General features: G+C 35.0%; 13 protein-coding genes, 2 tRNA genes and 1 riboswitch. All 15 genes read right to left on the bottom strand.

All coding sequences use genetic code 11. The features are described from left to right. Positions 1 to 286 precede the first annotated feature (286 nt). Positions 287 to 2,599, bottom strand: coding sequence for an LPXTG-anchored adenosine synthase AdsA (gene adsA, locus IDG64_RS11720; RefSeq protein ID WP_000645766.1), 2,313 nt, complete (start codon positions 2,597 to 2,599; stop codon positions 287 to 289). A gap of 208 nt (positions 2,600 to 2,807) precedes the next feature. Then, the gene (locus IDG64_RS11715; RefSeq protein ID WP_001813851.1) at positions 2,808 to 3,608 is read right to left on the bottom strand and encodes an MBL fold metallo-hydrolase; all 801 of its coding nucleotides are present in this window, start codon (positions 3,606 to 3,608) and stop codon (positions 2,808 to 2,810) included. A gap of 395 nt (positions 3,609 to 4,003) precedes the next feature. After that, entirely contained in the window at positions 4,004 to 4,792 is a 789-nt protein-coding gene (locus tag IDG64_RS11710) for a two-component system regulatory protein YycI (RefSeq protein ID WP_001104173.1), read from the bottom strand. Further along, complete coding sequence (gene yycH / locus IDG64_RS11705) at positions 4,793 to 6,127, bottom strand: two-component system activity regulator YycH (RefSeq protein ID WP_001060140.1); 1,335 nt, start codon at positions 6,125 to 6,127, stop codon at positions 4,793 to 4,795. It abuts the gene before it with no gap. Beyond that, positions 6,120 to 7,946, bottom strand: a complete 1,827-nt coding sequence (gene walK / locus IDG64_RS11700) for a cell wall metabolism sensor histidine kinase WalK (protein WP_000871607.1) — start codon at positions 7,944 to 7,946, stop codon at positions 6,120 to 6,122. The genes yycH and walK overlap by 8 nt, the downstream gene beginning before the upstream one ends. 12 nt (positions 7,947 to 7,958) lie before the next feature. Then, positions 7,959 to 8,660 (bottom strand): response regulator YycF, encoded by a 702-nt coding sequence (gene yycF, locus IDG64_RS11695; protein WP_000101976.1) that lies wholly within the window; start codon positions 8,658 to 8,660, stop codon positions 7,959 to 7,961. Positions 8,661 to 9,279: 619 nt separating this feature from the next. Next, positions 9,280 to 9,352 (bottom strand) — tRNA-Asp (locus IDG64_RS11690). A gap of 7 nt (positions 9,353 to 9,359) precedes the next feature. Next, a tRNA-Glu gene (locus IDG64_RS11685) sits at positions 9,360 to 9,434 on the bottom strand. 429 nt (positions 9,435 to 9,863) lie between these two features. Continuing rightward, on the bottom strand, positions 9,864 to 11,147 hold the full coding sequence (locus tag IDG64_RS11680) for an adenylosuccinate synthase (RefSeq protein WP_000095327.1): 1,284 nt from the start codon (positions 11,145 to 11,147) through the stop codon (positions 9,864 to 9,866). Positions 11,148 to 11,425: 278 nt separating this feature from the next. Then, on the bottom strand, positions 11,426 to 12,826 hold the full coding sequence (gene dnaB, locus IDG64_RS11675; RefSeq protein ID WP_000375647.1) for a replicative DNA helicase: 1,401 nt from the start codon (positions 12,824 to 12,826) through the stop codon (positions 11,426 to 11,428). A 31-nt stretch (positions 12,827 to 12,857) separates the two neighbouring features. Beyond that, the gene (rplI, locus tag IDG64_RS11670) at positions 12,858 to 13,304 is read right to left on the bottom strand and encodes a 50S ribosomal protein L9 (protein WP_000864305.1); all 447 of its coding nucleotides are present in this window, start codon (positions 13,302 to 13,304) and stop codon (positions 12,858 to 12,860) included. Further along, positions 13,301 to 15,268 (bottom strand): cyclic-di-AMP phosphodiesterase GdpP, encoded by a 1,968-nt coding sequence (gene gdpP, locus IDG64_RS11665; protein ID WP_001081634.1) that lies wholly within the window; start codon positions 15,266 to 15,268, stop codon positions 13,301 to 13,303. Before gdpP ends, rplI begins: the two co-directional genes overlap by 4 nt. A gap of 14 nt (positions 15,269 to 15,282) precedes the next feature. Further along, positions 15,283 to 16,221, bottom strand: a complete 939-nt coding sequence (locus IDG64_RS11660) for a YybS family protein (protein ID WP_001834404.1) — start codon at positions 16,219 to 16,221, stop codon at positions 15,283 to 15,285. A 294-nt stretch (positions 16,222 to 16,515) separates the two neighbouring features. Further along, positions 16,516 to 17,484 (bottom strand): homoserine O-acetyltransferase MetX, encoded by a 969-nt coding sequence (metX, locus tag IDG64_RS11655; RefSeq protein WP_000186498.1) that lies wholly within the window; start codon positions 17,482 to 17,484, stop codon positions 16,516 to 16,518. A 58-nt stretch (positions 17,485 to 17,542) separates the two neighbouring features. Further along, positions 17,543 to 17,641: riboswitch (SAM riboswitch) on the bottom strand. Positions 17,642 to 17,844: 203 nt separating this feature from the next. Next, positions 17,845 to 18,154 (bottom strand): AzlD domain-containing protein (locus IDG64_RS11650; protein WP_241012144.1); only part of this gene is annotated, 310 nt, incomplete at its 5' end.

The raw sequence follows: 18,154 nt of genomic DNA, 5'->3' as shown, positions 1-18,154 counted from the left end.
AACAATATTTTTTGCAGTTTTTGATATTTTTCTGACATTTATGCCCATTTTTCAGTGTATAACTTGTGTATTTGTGGATAACTCTGTGGGCGTTGTGGGTATTTCTCTTTAAATTGTACACAATTCTGGATAACTATCCCCATTTCTGTGGATAAATACCTTGATGTCTTATTACTTATCCCCGTTTTTATATCCCATGTTTATCAACGTTTATAGCTTTTTTCCATAAAAAAACACTACCGTACCTCTTATTTAAGAAATACAGTAGTATTGTTTTTAATATATTTTAGCTAGCTTTTCTACGTCGTACAGTCGCGATTAAACCTATACCTGCTACTAATACAAACATCGCTGCTGGGCTTGAACTTTGATTAGTTCCAGTTTTTGGTAACTGTTTCTCATGCGCGCTACCTTTAGGCACTGACATTCTAACCAATCGGTTCCCACTCTTGCTTGATACAGTAGCTCCTTCTAATGTGCGACCAGAACCTTCTGTACCGCTACTAACAGTTCCTCTATGCGCTGGTAACAACATAACTTTACCTGAAGCTGGTTGTTTCGCTGGATCCATCACTTTGTCGTCACCAATTGGTTGTGCATCTTTACCAGACTCACTACCTTTGCTACCTTGTTGTCCTTTAGCTGGTTGTTCACTTACTGCTGGTTTACCTAATAACATACGTTGTGGTTCTGTCGTATCATACTTAGCTAAGTTAGCTGTTTTTAAATAACTTGCTAGTACTTGATCTAATGAAATACCTTCTTCTCTAGGTCCGCCGAACATACTATATCCGTCTCCACCTGATGCTGTGAAGTCATTCATCGTTACGTGATATACACGTTTTAAATCAATATTTTCAAACTTACCTGTCTCTTTATTTAAAATTTGAATAGCGTTAATTCGTTTGCCAGATGGTTTATTCATATCATAGTAAACACGAATGGAATCAGAGATATGTAATAAACCGCCATTCGCTGTTAACACTGTCTTACCGTCTTTTTGTGTTGTTGGTGCACCTAAACTATGTTCGAAAGCCGTCCAGACGTCTGAACCTTTTACATCAATTTGCGCAATCGTATTTCCAAATGGTAATACTGAGATTAAATCATAGCGTGTCACCTTACCTTTTGCGATAGAGGCACGAATACCTCCACCATTTGTCACGGCAAAGTCAGTCTTTTTAGAGAAATTCTTAACGCCATATGCTTCCATAGCATCTGCAATCGCGTTTCCTAAATTTGTTTCACGCGTTCTAACGTCATCTCTTTCTCCTTTGAAATCAATCTTATTGTTTGGAATAATTACCTCTGCTGTTTGTGCTCTAAATTTTTGATCAGCTTGATTAATTTGTTCAGCTAATGCTTTGTTCGGTGTTACATTTTCAACGTCTTTAACATTAATCAATGACGGTTTAATATTCGATACCTCTCCATTGCGATAATTAAATGTAATCTTACCGATATTCGCAAGTGCTGTACCTGTTTGTGCCAATGCATCATTGTTATAAATTTGACCATTTTGAAGTACTGTATGTGAGTGACCATCAATAACTGTAATACGTTTCTTCAATTGTGGATTTTGACTTAATTGTTTCACTAAGTAATCACCACGCCATGTTTCTTGTGTTGAAGGATCAATACCTAAATGAGATATAACAACAAATGTATCTACGTCTTTATAAATACGCATCATTTCTGCTGTCACACTTTGTAATGGATCTCTAAATTCAACGCCTTTAATGCCTTCAGGTCTTGTTTTCGTCTTTGTTTCTGGTGTCGTTACGCCAATAATTCCATAACGAATACCATTTTTCGTTACAATCGTTGATGGTTTAAACGCGCGTTTCCCATCTTTATAAACGTTAGTGCTTAGCATCGGGAAGTCTAACATACCCTCTAACTTTTTCAACTGATCGTATCCAAAGTCAAATTCATGGTTACCGACTGCCATAGCATCATAACCTACTGCATTCATTGCTTTAGCCATTTCTTCGCCTTTAGACTGGTTTGAAAGTGGTAAACCTTGGAATGCGTCTCCTGCATCTAACATTAAATCAGGCTTTTCTTGTTCTTTTACTGTCTTTAATTTAGCCATACCGATGACACGCCCTTTTTCTTCGGCTAGTCGGCCATGGATATCATTTGTATGTAATATTTTATGTGTTGTTGTTTGTGGTGCATTGGTAGCAAACATTCGTGGTGAAAGTGATGCTGTTTTAGCATTTGATAATGTGAATGTTGCTGTGTGAGTTGGTTTTTGTGTTGAGGTTTGTTGTGCATCTACATCGCGCGTTTCGTTTCCTTTTGTTGAAACTGCTGTAGATGGTTTGTTAGAAAATGCGTTGGATGTTACTTTATTGTTTATTTCATCAGTTGTCCCCTGTGCTGATATATTGGTTGCCGCTTCTTTACCAAATTGATGAGCCGCTTCCTTTGTTGGCGGTACTTGTTGCTTATCTGTTGTTGTTTTGTCTATCGTTGTTACTGCATGTGCTTTCATTGGTGTATGCTGCTCAGCCGCGTTCGAGACATGGCATAATCCCATCACACTAAAAAGCAATACGAGCCATACACTTGTTTTAAGTAATAAAGCTTTCATTTCGTTCCCTCCATTAACTGTCATACACCAATATATTATCATAATCCTTATATTAAAATGTTTGATTTTATGTAAATTATTTATAAATTACATTTAATATCGAATTATTTCCACATTTCAATCAAGCCGATTCAACTCAACAACATAAAAAAGCACCCGATAAAGTCGTCTCACAGCAATGTGGAACTTTAAAGGGTGACTCTCTCATTTATATTGTATATATTGGCGTTGGAATAGCTTTATCGGTATCACATAGCAATACTTCTTTTTCCGTATCAATATCGTGTTCGTTCAATACTTGACCAACACTCATACGCGCCAAATCTTTCATATTATTATCTTGTGATAAATGTGATAAGTAAATACGTTTCGTGTTACCTGTAATCACGTCCGTCATCGCATGGCCCGCATCCTCATTAGATACATGACCCATATCGCCTAAAATACGTTGTTTCGTCTTCCATGGATAACGACACATTCTCAACATATCGACGTCATGATTACTCTCAAAAATAAACGCATCGCTGCCACGTATCATACCTTTCATACGATCAGACACGTAACCCGTATCCGTTAAAATCGTAAACTTCTTATAGTTATTATGGAAAATATAAAATTGTGGATCTATCGCATCATGTGACACGTTAAAAGATTCAACATCAAAACCTGCAATAGATTTCGTTTCATAAGGATTAAAAATGAATTTCTGATCCATAGGGATTCGACTATCTTTCTTTTCAATAGCTTGCCAAGTCTTTTCATTCGCATAAATTGGCAATTGATATTTACGCGCCAAAACACCTAACCCTTTAATATGATCAATATGTTCATGAGTTACTAAAATACCATTTAAATCTTGAATATTACGATTAATTTGACTAAACAATTCTTCCATTTTCTTGCCAGTCAAACCAACATCAACTAATAGACTACCTTTTTCATTTTCTACAAAAGTGGCGTTACCTGTACTACCACTTGCTAATACACTCATGCGTATCAAGCGGCTCATCCTTTCTCTTTAAACAGTCACTTTCTCTATATGACTGCAATATACATCAGTGCAAATATACGATTTTCCCTACAGAAACTATCAGTATATTAGCTGTTTTGTATACCTTCCCTATTATGTAACTTTAGTTCATCGACCGGTCTCTTATATTTAAATTTCGATAATCACGTGCAATGAATTTCTTAACTATTATAACAATGATTAGACAAATACTAAAGTTTTTAAAATAGCAGTTACGTTAATTTTACAATGCGGTTCTACTTAAAATATGAATAAATGCGCACGTTGGAGACGCAGAAATGTCGCCTGTCAGCCATAATAAACCGTACCAGCAAAAAGCTAGCACTGCTTCTCACATATGATGAGCTTGCAATGCTAGCTTATTACGATTCATATTAATGATTAATAATTTTAGGGTTATTATTTGTCGCTTCGACATAGTAAGTATTCGTTTTGTCCTTACCGTCATGCTTCACTTTAATTTCCCAGTTTGGTTGTAACAATTGAACATTCGTTTCGTTCACGACTGAGTAGTAACCGAGTCTAGCATTAATGACTTCATCACCTTTTTTCAAGTAACGATTATAATATAATGCCTCGATTGCTTTTCTCACTCCAATAACTTGATGCTTCTTATCTGCACCATCTGTGGGCTTAATGTCATCCATCATTGATTGTTTATAACTAGCCGCTTTGTTATCTTCTATATTAAAGTTCAACATCGCTTTACTATTATTCAAAATCGGGAAATTATCATACGTTTGTTCGTATTTTACAGAACCAGAACTAATCTCACTTAATTGATATTCTGAACCTTTGAACACACGTTTGTTAACATAATCCTTCAAATCTTTTAAGTTATTGTCACTGACCTTTACCGATTGACTAATGTTCGCATTTAATAATTTTCCACCATCTGATGTGGTCAAATCCGAATCGCCCTTAGCTTTAGAACTAAAGTCTTTCGAACGCCCCGTAATTTGCTCTAATTTTATACCTTTAACTGATTTATTCAATATACTAGTCGGTACTTTAATTTCTTCTTGCTGAAAATTAACTTCATTGTTACTCTCAACCTCATTAATGTGTGAGCGATTGACTTTATTAACATAAATCGATACTAACACGATGTTGACAAGAATAAACACGAAAATGAAAAGTGTCTTCGTCAGTTTCCAGTTCATTTATTCAAGCCTCCCATCGTTATAAACATACCATTCGCCATCATATTCTACATACCAACGCGGTACGAGTTCACTGTTAATCTGCACTTCAATGTGATTATGATCTGAGTTATCCTGCATTTCGTAACCGATAGCGATGTTTGTTACTTTTTCAAAATTAATATCACTATTGTTCGCTAAGCTTGAACGTACAGACTCTAATTTCGGCAACGTTTTATTATCTTCACTGTTTAAAACAACGTCGGTGCGTAATAACGAACGACGATAGTCAAAGACGCCTTTTTCACCCCAAGTGACTTGAATTTGATTAGAGCCTTCTTTATTAAACGTTGGATAACCATTAAGGAAACGTTGATATGTTAGCTCGCCTGACTGATTATTCGTACTAAACAATCTGAAGTCTTCGTTTAAGAAACCACCATGACCATTAATAAAATCAAAGGTTCCTGGAATCGTTTCTTCCATTTTGCTGGAACTTGCTTCATCTTCGGATAAGTTTTTATAATGATATTTTTCATTTTTATCGTTATAGTTTGCGACACCTGTATTATTGTTGTAAGTAGTAACACCACTCTTTGAACTACGAACGATGGTTGAATCGTCAAATAGTATAGCATTCATTTTCTCAACACTAATCGTGTTAAATACCATGCGATATGTTTTTAACTTTTCAGGTTTACTTGGTGCAAAAACATGCGTCGTACGATCAATTGTATCTTTGTTTGTGATGATATCTGTGTATGGTTGCATATCTTTTTTCACTGCTGCTAATGCATCTAAAAAATGATCATTTTTCGTTGTAGTTGTTAATTTTACGTAATCGTGGCGATCTTTGCTTATAGCATAAAGCACGATATTATCATCAGCATCATGATCTATGACCAAACGATTGAAATTGAAATGATTTGGTACTTTCGCATTCATGTTCAGTACTTGGCCAAGATATGTTGATAACGGTAAATCATACGTAAAATCGAATAATGTAAAATCACTGCTCAAATCAGGAATCATCAAGTTATGATCCCGACGAACATGTTCCACGGACTTCACTTCTTTATTTTTCAAAGGTTTCGTCAGTTTATTCACATTAGATACCGTCGCAATCGTACCTTCTGGATGATCATTTTTCGAATGAATAATCTGAAATGGCGTAATAGTTGTATCCATTTTGGCTGTCATAGGTGTCGTTAAAGGTTTCGTTTCACTCTTCTTACTATCTGTATTGTCGACATTTGCAATATCAGGAGAAAAGTTCCATACCATATATGTCAATACGACACTCATCAAGACGAGTAGCGCTAAAATGACAGATTTAATATGTTCCTTATTATTCATCCCAATCACCGTCTTCAATGACTTCACATGGAAGTGTGATAAAGATAGATGTACCTTGACCTTCTACACTGTTTGCCCAAATACGACCATTGTGCGCTTCCACAATCTCTTTCGAAATGGCTAGTCCTAATCCAGTACCACCCATTTTACGCGTACGTGCCTTATCTACACGATAGAATCGGTCGAATATCTTATCGACTTTATTGATAGGAATACCGATGCCATTATCTTTAATACGAATCGTCATTCGATTATAAAGTGGATTTTGTTTCACGTGGAACTCGACACGTTTATCGCCTCTAGAATATTTCATCGCATTTGTAATGACATTATCGAATACTTGCGTCATTTTATCAGGATCAAATTCTGTGAAAATCGTCTTTTTCGGAATATCTCGAATAAATGTTGTATCTTTCGCAGACATTTCATGTCGATTAATAATTTTATTAATGAACATGTTAAAGTCGATAATTTCTTTGTTGATTTGATCAGACTCATTATCCATTTTAGATAACTGTAGCAAGTCATTGACCAGTCGAATCATTCGTTCTGTTTCTTCACGGGTAACAGATAAAAATTGTGGCGCAAGTTCCTCATCTTTCCATGCACCTTCTTCAAGTGCTTCAATGTAACTATTCATAGAAGTTAAAGGTGTACGTAACTCATGTGATACATTGGCAACAAATTCACGACGCTCACGTTCAACTTGTTGTTGTTCAGTAACGTCATGTAACACAGCGATATAACCAGTTACAAATCCTGTTTCCTGCACAATCGTACTAAAGTTAACACGTGCGATTAGACCTTCTTCTTCATTTAAATCTAATAAGAAACTATCATTATTCTCTTGAATTTCTTCCAGTTTAAATTCATCTTCAAGACTTAATACACTTAACATGTAATATCCGATGATGTCTTCTTTCGCCATACCAAGCATCTTGAGTGCCATATCATTGACGATACGAATACGTCCACGGCGGTCTGTTGCAATAATACCATCACTCATATGGGTGATAACTGAGTCCAGTCTACGTTTCTCACTTTCAGTATTAGCCTGCGCTTCTTGTACACGTTTAGACAAGTTATTAAATGCTAAAGCTAATTCGCCAATTTCATCATTACCATAAATCTTCACACGTTGCGTATAGTTACCTCTGGACATTTCAACCGTCTGGTTACGCATATCGGTGATTGGTTTGGTAATCGTTCGCGCTATAAAGAATCCTAGGATGACTGTGATTAATAATGAAATAGCTGTACCAACAATGAATATTTGATTTATATTATTTAATTGGTTATAAACGTCATTAATTTTTGATTCGATATAAATATTACCAATTACCTTTTTATCGACTTTAACGGGGATATTATATACCCAGACACGGTCCTTACCACCGCCATAATCTTTTAAAATTAAATGATCGTTTGATTGTCCTAGTGATAGTGCTTTTTGGACAGAACTATCATTCGCTTTTTGATTGATTAGACTACGGTTAGACTGCTTCGTCGTCGCAATAATAATTTGGTCTTTATCTATAAAACGAATTTCTCCAATTTCTTGACGGTTGGCATACTCACTTAATAAATTTTGAATATCTTTTTGTGCATTTACGGAGCCCTTTTCGTCATATACTTTTTCAATACTAATTTCTAATTGTTTAGCGTACTGCGTAATATTCTTCTTAAAATTATCAAGCAGCTCTTTTTCAAGATTATTTGTAAAATACAGCCCGATAATTTGCATACCAATGATAATCAGTAATACATAAACAATTACAAGTTTAGTATGAAGGGATTGTAGTTGTTTTAGCCACTTCATTCGTTTCGACCTCTACTCATGTTGTTGGAGGAAATATCCAACGCCTCTACGCGTCACAATATATTCAGGATGTGACGGATCATCTTCAATCTTTTCACGTAAACGACGAATCGTTACATCGACCGTACGTACATCGCCAAAGTAATCATAGCCCCATACTGTTTGTAATAAATGTTCACGTGTCATTACTTGTCCCATATGTTTTGATAAATAATGGAACAATTCAAATTCACGATGTGTTAATTCAATATCTTCGCCACGTTTTTTAATAGAATATGCGTCTGGATAAATCACAATATCTTTAATTGTGATTTCATTCGTTACATTTCCAGTGTCTTGTGCTGGTTGTGAGTAATGACGACGTAAGTTCGCTTTCACACGTGCGATTAATTCACGCGTACTAAACGGTTTCGTTACATAGTCATCTGCACCTAGTTCTAAACCAAGCACTTTATCAATTTCTGAATCTTTAGCAGTAAGCATTATAATTGGCATTTCGTATTTTTTGCGCACTTCACGACATACTTCCATACCATCACGACCAGGTAACATGATATCTAATAATACGATGTCTGGTTCTTCTTCATAAATTAAGTCGACTGCATCATTACCATCGTATGCACAGTAAACATCGTATCCTTCTTTTTTTAAGTTAAATTCTAAAATATCAGCAATCGGTTTTTCATCATCAACTACAACAACTTTTCTAGCCATTTGCATAAACCTCTTTTCTTAAATCATTAATATTATTTTATCATTTTTTGTTCTTTATCGTTTATGTTTGTGTAAAAAATCACAGGATGTCGCTTACTATTTTTGTTATTGTGCGCATTTTCCGTCTTATAACGTATAGTAACCTATTATATAATTTACCATTTATAAGCTATTAATTCTATTTTCCAATATAAACTTATATATTACTATTTTTTATTAGTTTCTCACGGCGGATTGTGACAATGATATTTAACACAATGATGAGGTCTCTATTCCAATAATAAAATTAGGATAATGGCAACTTCTAGTTGCACGTCATTGCTCAGAAAATAAATATCATTATTCGTTATTCGTTACTTTAACAATTGATGTTATGGAGGACTGGTGGCATATCACAACGAAGAAATATGTTGACAGTAGCATATGTTTGTACGTCTAATAAAGATTTTATTGTCTACGTTTATCTTTCATATCCAACCACTAAGTTACTTGAGGTTCATACATTTTAAAGAAAATGGACGAACAGATAAATCAATATGATTATCATTCGTCCATATATCTTTTATTAATATAATATTAAACGCAAAAAAATGCCTATCCTCTTGGATAGGCATTTGTACGGTCTCGACGGGAATCGAACCCGCGATCTCCTGCGTGACAGGCAGGCGTGTTAACCGCTACACTACGAGACCTAAAAAATGGTGACTCCTACGGGACTCGAACCCGTGTTACCGCCGTGAAAGGGCGGTGTCTTAACCGCTTGACCAAGGAGCCGTTCTTAAGCACAAGATAGATTATAGCACAGCCAATCTTGCCATGACAAGATATTTTTTACATAATTTTGCTATTATTTTTTGAAGAATGTTATAAGTGAAAAATTGCATTTTATTGGCAGTCTATTTATTATAATAATTACGCTATTTTTGAAATTTTTCTATTTTAGGTGCTTTCATTTACACTTACGTCTACTCTATTTTAATAGCTATTTTCGACATCAGACTTCTTACATTCAAGTATTTCATCTTAATTTTCGTTAAATATCATCTAATCTTCTAAATTATGACTAGCAAATATCGCCTTTACGTTAGTATTTTTTATCTAAATAATCGAATCGATACAGAAGCAAGCATAACAAAAGCCTCCTACCAATAAAGATAGAAGGCTCATGTATTTATAATCATTGTGTATGACTTATATAAAGTTCTACCACAATTCTTTTAATAGGTTTGTTTGTTCTCTATCTGGACCAACTGAGAAGATAGAAATTTGTACATTACATAATTCTGAAATACGCTCTAAATATTTACGTGCATTTTCAGGTAATTCTTCTAAAGTACGCACATTTGTTACGTCTTCTGTCCAACCTGGTAACTCTTCAAAGATTGGTTTACAACGTTTTAATTGATCTAAGTTTGCTGGGTACTCAGTAATTTCTTTACCGTCTAATTCATAAGCTGTACAGATTTTCACTGTGTCTAGGCCTGTTAAAACATCGATTGAGTTAATAGATAAATCTGTAATACCACTTACACGACGAGAGTGACGTAATACAACTGAATCAAACCAACCTACACGACGTGGACGTCCTGTTGTTGTACCGTATTCACGACCAACCTCTCTAATATGATGTCCATCTTCATCGAATAATTCAGTAGGGAATGGACCATCACCAACACGTGATGTATAAGCTTTACATACACCAATTACCTTTGAAACGAATGTAGGACCTACACCTGTACCAACAGTAACGTTACCTGCAATTGGATTACTTGATGTAACGAATGGATATGTACCATGGTCGATATCTAACATTACACCTTGCGCACCTTCGAAAAGTACCTTTTCATCTGCTACAAATGCATCGTCTAAGATTTTTGATGTGTCTGTTACAAATTCTTTTAAACGTTGACCTGCAGCATAGTATTCTTCAAAGATATCATCAAATGATGGACATGTTTCGTTAAACATACCTTTGAAATATGCTTGTTTATATTCAATGTTTGATTTTAATAATCTTTCGAATGTTTCTTTTTCAAGTAAATCTGCCATACGAATACCGATACGTTGAACTTTGTCTACATATGCTGGACCGATACCTTTTTTAGTTGTACCAATCTTATTGTCACCGCGTAAACGTTCTTCATATTCATCTTGTGCTAAGTGATATGGTAAAATCACTTGCGCACGATTAGATATACGTAAATTACTTGTAGGAATGCCACGTTCATTTAATCCGTCTAATTCTTTCAATAGTGCAACTGGATCAACAACGACACCGTTACCGATTACCGCTAATTTGTCTTTGTAAAAGATACCAGATGGTACTAAATGTAATTTATATGTTTCTCCGCCAAATTGAATGGTATGGCCTGCATTATTACCACCTGAAAAACGCGCGATAACATCTGACTGTTCTGCCAAGAAATCCGTTATTTTTCCTTTTCCTTCGTCTCCCCATTGTGTCCCAACTACTACGATTGATGACATGTGAGCACCTCCAAGTTTTTCTCATTTAACCATTTGATATTCTACCAATATCGAGACCATAATGCAAATAAAAATCGAACATTGATTTTCAGCCTTTTTAAAAGAAAAATCATTTTAACAAATCGTCTTCAACGTCCTAAAAACCCTTTAACAGAGGCGTTGACAGTACTAATCCATCACTTTCAATACACAAACTTAACATATATCAACCCGTTCAGAACAAAATAAAAACCGTACAATTTTATCATCGCAATGATTATTGTACGGAAAAACTTTTTTTACATCATATCAGCATGTGCATAATCGATATCTGTAAATTTATTATATTGTTTCATAAAGTGTAACTTAACTGTGCCTGTTGGACCGTTACGTTGCTTAGCAATGATGATTTCTATTTCACCGTTTTCATCATTCGTTTGTGGCTCAAAACCACCATCATCGTCATCATCTTCATCGCCGCCACGGTTATAGTAATCATCACGGTATAAGAACGCAACGATATCAGCATCTTGCTCAATCGAACCAGATTCACGAATATCACTCATCATTGGACGTTTATCTTGTCGTTGTTCAACACCACGAGATAACTGACTTAATGCGATAACTGGACATTCTAATTCACGGGCTAATGCTTTTAATGTACGAGAGATTTCAGAAACTTCCTGTTGTCTGTTATCGGACGCACGTGAACCACTACCTTGAATCAACTGTAAGTAGTCAATCACAATCATGTCTAAGCCATGTTCTTGCTTTAATCGACGACATTTAGAACGTAAATCATTAATTCGAATACCCGGTGTATCATCAATAAAAATCTTCGTACGTGATAATTTACCTACCGCTATAGTAAAACGACTCCAATCTTCCTCAGTCATAGTACCCGTTCTTAAGCGGTTTGAGTCAACATTTCCAGAACTACAAATCATACGTGTGGCTAACTGATCAGCACCCATCTCTAGCGAGAAAATACCAACTGTATACATATCTTCATGCGTTGCAACTTTTTGTGCAATATTAAGTGCGAACGCAGTCTTACCTACAGATGGACGCGCTGCAAGGATAATTAAATCATTTCGGTTGAACCCTGCTGTCATTTGGTCTAAATCTCGATATCCTGTAGGTATACCTGGTGTTTGACCACTATTTTGATCAAGCTCTTCAGCTGTTTCATACACTTGTCCTAAGACGTCTCGAATGTCTTTAAAGCCATCGCTTTCACGAGAAGATGATAGCTCTAAAATTCGACGTTCTGCATCACTTAAAATCGCATCTAGTTCAAGTTCATCATTATATCCATCATTGGCAATACTATCTGCAGTTTGAATCAATCTACGTTTTAATGCATGCTTAGAAACGATATCAGTATAATACTGAACATTTCGCGTCGTTGGTACATTTGTAGATAACTCTGCAAGATATTGCGGGCCACCCGCTTCATTCAACGTACCTTCCGTCGATAATTGATCCATCAATGTTACAACATCAATTTCTTTATTATCTTCATTTAAGTGCATCATTGCACGGAAAATATGTTGATGGGCGCCCCTATAAAACGACTCAGGAAGCAAAACTTCCTGAGTAGTATTAATCAATTCTGGATCTATAATAATTGAACCTAAGACAGACTGTTCAGCTTCATTGTTATGCGGCATTTGATTTTGCTCATACATTCTATCCATGAATGGTTACACCTCTTATTTCAATCCAACTTTATTGTTCAACTGTGTGTACGCGAATTGTACCTTCAACTTCTTTATCTAATTTAACAGGTACATTCGTATATCCTAGGGAATGAATTCCATTTGGTAAATCCATTTTACGTTTATCAATTTTAATATCATGTTGTGCTTTTAGTGCTTCGGCAATTTGTTTTGTACTTACTGACCCAAACAATTTACCACCTTCACCAGTTTTTGCTGATACTTCAACTTCAATGTTTGATAACGTTTCTTTTAATGCTTTAGCATCTTCAATTTCTTGTTGGCGTTCTTGTTTTGCACGTTTTTTCTGTAACTCTAATTGTTTAAGGTTACCTGGTGTTGCTTCTACAGCATAATTCTTTTTCAATAAGAAGTTATTTGCATAACCTACTGGTACTTCTTTAACTTCACCTTTTTTACCTTTACCTTTAACATCTTGTGTAAAAATTACTTTCATGCATCTTCACTCCTACTTAATTGTTCTGTAATTGCTTGTTGTAATTGTGCTATCGCCTCTTCGACTGTCACACCTTTAAGTTGTGTTGCCGCATTGGTTAAATGTCCACCGCCACCAAGTGCTTCCATTGTTAACTGGACATTTACTGAACCGAGTGAACGCGCAGATATACCAATCAGATTATCTTCACGTCTCGCAACAACATATGATGCTTCAATACCTTCTAAACTTAACAGTTCATCTGCTGCTTGTGCAACTGTTACTGGATGATAAATTTTATCGTCTGAACCATGCGCAATGGCTATGCCATTATCTTCAACTTTTACAGTTCGAATTAATTCAGATCGATTAATGTAAGTATCCACATCATCTTTTAAGAAATGTTGCGTTAAAATCGTATCTGCACCATGTGCACGTAAATAACTCGCTGCATCGAATGTTCTTGATCCTGTTCGTAATGTAAAGTTTCTTGTATCTACAATAATACCTGCATACATCACTGTTGATTCAAGACGTGTTAAACGTTGTTCTGTTGGTTGATATTCCAGTAACTCTGTTACCAATTCAGCTGTCGAACTTGCGTATGGTTCCATATATATCAACAATGGATTAGAGATGAAGCTTTCACCACGTCTATGATGATCGATAACAACTTTACGGTTTGCTTTATTTAAGACATTTTCATCTAAAACCAGTTCCGGTTTATGCGTATCAACAATCACTACGGTTGTCTTAGATGTCATCATATCCCAAGCATCATCTGATGTAATAAATCGCTCTCTTAACTCTGGCTTTTTATCTATTTCGTTCATCACGCGTCGTAATGTTGGATCAATGTCAGTCTCATTTAATACGATGTATGCTTCTAAATTATTCATCATTGCAAATCTAGACACACCGATTGCTGCACCAATTGCATCTAAGTCAGGACGTTTATGTCCCATGATAATGACTTTGTCACCCTCTGCAAGGATATCTTTTAACGCATGTGAGATCACACGTGCTCTTACACGAGTACGTTTCTCCATCGGGTCAGTCTTACCGCCATAGAAGCGCACATTACCATTAATACTTTTAATTGCAACTTGGTCGCCACCGCGTCCTAATGCTAAGTCTAGGCCTGATTGTGATAATTCACCTAAGTCGATTAAATTTTCAGTGCCTTCACCAACACCGATACTTAATGTTAATTGGGCACGATAACCAACACTTTTTTCACGTAATTGACTCAAGATATCAAATTTAGATTCTTCTAAGTCAGCTAATATTTTTTGATTTAAATAGGCTACGAATTGATCGGAACTATACCTTTTAAAGAATATATTATACTCAGTTGCCCATCGACTAATGACACGCGTTACCATTGAGTTGATTTCCGAACGCTGCGTATCATTCATATTTTGAGTAATCTCATCGTAGTTATCTAAAAATAATGTCGCAATGATTGGTTTAGAATTTTCATATAGTTCATTTGTTTGTACTTGTTCAGTTATATCAAAGAAATAGAGGCAGTGATCATTCTCAGAATAACGTACTTGGAAATGATACTGATTATATTCTATTTCAACGGATTTCACTCTATCTAATTGCTTTAAAATGTTTGGAAATACTTCATTTACAGATTCAGAAATGACATTTGCTTCCATATGATCTGTCATAAATTGGTTAACCCATTCGATGTGATCATTTTCATCTAAAACAATGATACCAATTGGTAAATGTTTGATTGCTTTATTATTTGTTGTTGAAATTTGAGCACTCAAACCATCTACATAACTATCCATTTTCATTAAAGCTTGTCTGAATAAAATGATGCTAACAATAATCATCACGACAAGAACGATAGATGCAATTAATGCTATAAGACTATTAAAGATAAACCATACACCCATTAAAACAATTGCTGTGATGATCATGATGACAAATGGTATTAGTAAAGCTTTCTTAGTGGACTGCCGATTCATTATTCCACCTCTATTCACTTTTTAGAATTATTTTTCATGATTCGCTTCAAATTCAAACTTAAATCGATAACACCAAGTAGTCCTACAATATGTGTCGTAGGTGTCAGTATTGTACCGATAATCAATAGTAAAATCGTTACTGCATTCGGCAAACCTTTCGCTTTACCAAAGAAATGAATAACACTTAAACCTTGAATATACATTACTAATGATAACACAAGTTGGAAGTTTAAAAGAATGCTCTGGAACACACTCGGTTGACCTGTAAATAATAAACATATGATAACAATAATGTATATCCATAATAAAATACCGCTCATTTGCCACGCGAAAAGTGGCTTAAATACAGGTGTAGCGATTTTAAATTTTCGTAAAATCGGAAATGTAACGATTAAGTTAATTAAGACGATTAAAAATGTAATGATAATGATGAAACCTGGTAATTGAACGGTCGCTTGTCTAAACCCTTCTTCTAATATTTGGGTCATATTCGCATCGGCACCGCTCATCGTAATCGCTTCATGTAATGTTTGCTTGAAAGGTTTTACTATGCTCGCTGATGGTGGAATTCTTCCGAATGTTTGTAGTAACATAAAAGCGATTAATGAAATTAAGCTCATCGCTACTGTTGTTACGTATAATATTCTTTCTTTAGACGTTCTTTCTTTGAGCAATTGACCAATAATTAAACTTGCAATTAAGACTAATATGATGGCACTTAAAACGAAAGTATTACCTAAAACAGTTGTTATAATTACTGTAATAAGTGCACTAATCCCGAAAGATTGTATTGATTTATTCCATAAAACGATACCTGGTATGGTTGCAAATAATGCAAATATTAGTCCTAAACCAGGCACTAGATATAAAGCTAAAGCGACAAATACCAACGTAATCGTTGCAATTATTGTTGCTTTAGGTTGTATTTTTGAAAACACATAAGCCACTCCCATATTTTTAACTATAGCTATTATTTTAACCTCTTTAATGGAAATTAACAATTTATAGATTGTATGCTTCTATTTCATTTAATTGAATAATAACTTTCATGTTTTATAAGTAATTAACATACTCATTTGAATCGCTTTTGTGTGCTTTCATTTTCAACATGATTATTTAATCCCACTACATAGCAATCAAGCTTGATTTAGATTTACAATTCATTACCACTCTCATGTACTCTAGATGTTTTTGAATATGATAACTGTGATTTAGTGGCTTCATTTTTTGAAAAAAAATATATATTACTACTTACGCTTAAAATGCTTTAAATTTAAGAAATGATATAAGTTAGGTGCCCAGGTACTAAAGTTTAGTAGGAATCCATCATGCCCAACATTATCAGGCACGAAGAAATGACGATGATATTTAAAACGTTCACCTAATGCACGAACTTGATCGTCCGGATATAGCAAATCATCTATGAACCCCATCGTTAACACTTTTGTTTCTAAATTTTTAAAAACATGCGTTACGTCTGTGCGGCCTCGGTCAATGTTGTGACTATCCAATACATCTAGCAGTGTCAGATAACAATTCAAATCAAAATGTTCTTTAAATTTATTACCTTGATGTTGTTGGTATGCGACTACTTCATCCGGCGTGAAACGTTCATCATAACTTTTTGATGATCGATATGTCAAAAAACCTAATTGGCGTGCAATACTTAGACCTTCCTTACCACCAAGATGAATGGCTTGCCTTGCAATTTCATTAAAAGCTCTACTATAAGATGATGTTCGGCTTGTTGCAGCAAGGATAATGGCTTTATCTACTTCAAACTGTTGATTGTAAAGTAGTTCCATTGCTTGCATTCCTCCAAGACTTCCCCCTATTAAAATATTAATCTTGTCATAACCAAGGGCTTGTATACCTCGTTCATTCGCTCTGACAATATCTCTTAATGTTAATTTTTTAGGAAAATGAGTGTCGTTTAAAGGTGAGCTTGAACCGAAAGGACTACCAATAACATCAAATGTTAAAAATTGATAATCGTGAATGGGTATATATCCCCCATCAATAATTTCTCGCCACCAACCCGGATAATCATCTGTTCCATATGTTAAATGATTGCCAGTTAATGCATGACAAACTACAACTAATGGTTGTCCATGATAACCGACATGCTCATATCTCAAACGCAAGTTATCTATGACTTCCCCAGATTCTGTAATAAATTTCCCTAAATTTAAAGTATCTACTGTGTAATTTGTCATTGTTCTTTCCTCCTTAAACAAAAAACTTCTCACCCTATTGAAAAGTAAGAAGTCTTTATACTTATCATTCGAGTAACTCGTTGGTTTTAGCACCGTGCTATAAAGTCGGTTGCTGAAGTATCACAGGGCCAAGTCCCTCAACTTCTCACAATAAGAAATATGAAATTGTTATGTGTTAGTTGAGATTCAGTGATGAATTACTTTATCATTTAAAATGTTGTTATCATTGTCATGCGTTAGCCAAATCGCTTACGTATACACGATTCCCAATCTTAACATAGACGATTTGTATATCAGAATTTTCTGATTACTAACAGTTTACCTAAGTTTAAATATCTGTTCAATGATTTTCAGTTATTTTTAAAAGAAAAATCGTAATGCTGCCATGATAACAATCCCACTAATAATTGTAATAGTTAAACTACGCGTGATTATAGATAAAATAACCGTCGGAATGAGCGCGATAATGTAAGGGATGTTTAATGTATACCCCTCACCATGAGGCGTCTGTTGAATAATGCTGTCTATGACAAGTGCCGTAAATAGTGTGATTGGGATAAATGATAGCCATCGAACCACGACATCAGGCAATTGCACTTTTGAAATCATGATAAAAGGTATAATTCGAATTAATAGCGTTACGATACCACACAATAAAATAAGTATTAAC

Origin of the sequence: Staphylococcus sp. EG-SA-15, assembly GCF_017151895.1 — a bacterium.
Classification (GTDB): Bacteria; Bacillota; Bacilli; order Staphylococcales; family Staphylococcaceae; genus Staphylococcus; species Staphylococcus aureus.
Note: the sequence above shows the minus strand (reverse complement) of the source record. Positions and strands in the feature narration are given on the sequence as shown.

Bases quoted from the DNA above. Each gene is read 5' to 3' on its own strand.
- adsA (WP_000645766.1), bottom strand. From the start codon at position 2,599: ATGAAAGCTTTATTACTTAAAACAAGTGTATGGCTCGTATTGCTTTTT.
- IDG64_RS11715 (WP_001813851.1), bottom strand. From the start codon at position 3,608: ATGAGCCGCTTGATACGCATGAGTGTATTAGCAAGTGGTAGTACAGGT.
- IDG64_RS11710 (WP_001104173.1), bottom strand. From the start codon at position 4,792: ATGAACTGGAAACTGACGAAGACACTTTTCATTTTCGTGTTTATTCTT.
- yycH (WP_001060140.1), bottom strand. From the start codon at position 6,127: ATGAATAATAAGGAACATATTAAATCTGTCATTTTAGCGCTACTCGTC.
- walK (WP_000871607.1), bottom strand. From the start codon at position 7,946: ATGAAGTGGCTAAAACAACTACAATCCCTTCATACTAAACTTGTAATT.
- yycF (WP_000101976.1), bottom strand. From the start codon at position 8,660: ATGGCTAGAAAAGTTGTTGTAGTTGATGATGAAAAACCGATTGCTGAT.
- IDG64_RS11680 (WP_000095327.1), bottom strand. From the start codon at position 11,147: ATGTCATCAATCGTAGTAGTTGGGACACAATGGGGAGACGAAGGAAAA.
- dnaB (WP_000375647.1), bottom strand. From the start codon at position 12,826: ATGGATAGAATGTATGAGCAAAATCAAATGCCGCATAACAATGAAGCT.
- rplI (WP_000864305.1), bottom strand. From the start codon at position 13,304: ATGAAAGTAATTTTTACACAAGATGTTAAAGGTAAAGGTAAAAAAGGT.
- gdpP (WP_001081634.1), bottom strand. From the start codon at position 15,268: ATGAATCGGCAGTCCACTAAGAAAGCTTTACTAATACCATTTGTCATC.
- IDG64_RS11660 (WP_001834404.1), bottom strand. From the start codon at position 16,221: ATGGGAGTGGCTTATGTGTTTTCAAAAATACAACCTAAAGCAACAATA.
- metX (WP_000186498.1), bottom strand. From the start codon at position 17,484: ATGACAAATTACACAGTAGATACTTTAAATTTAGGGAAATTTATTACA.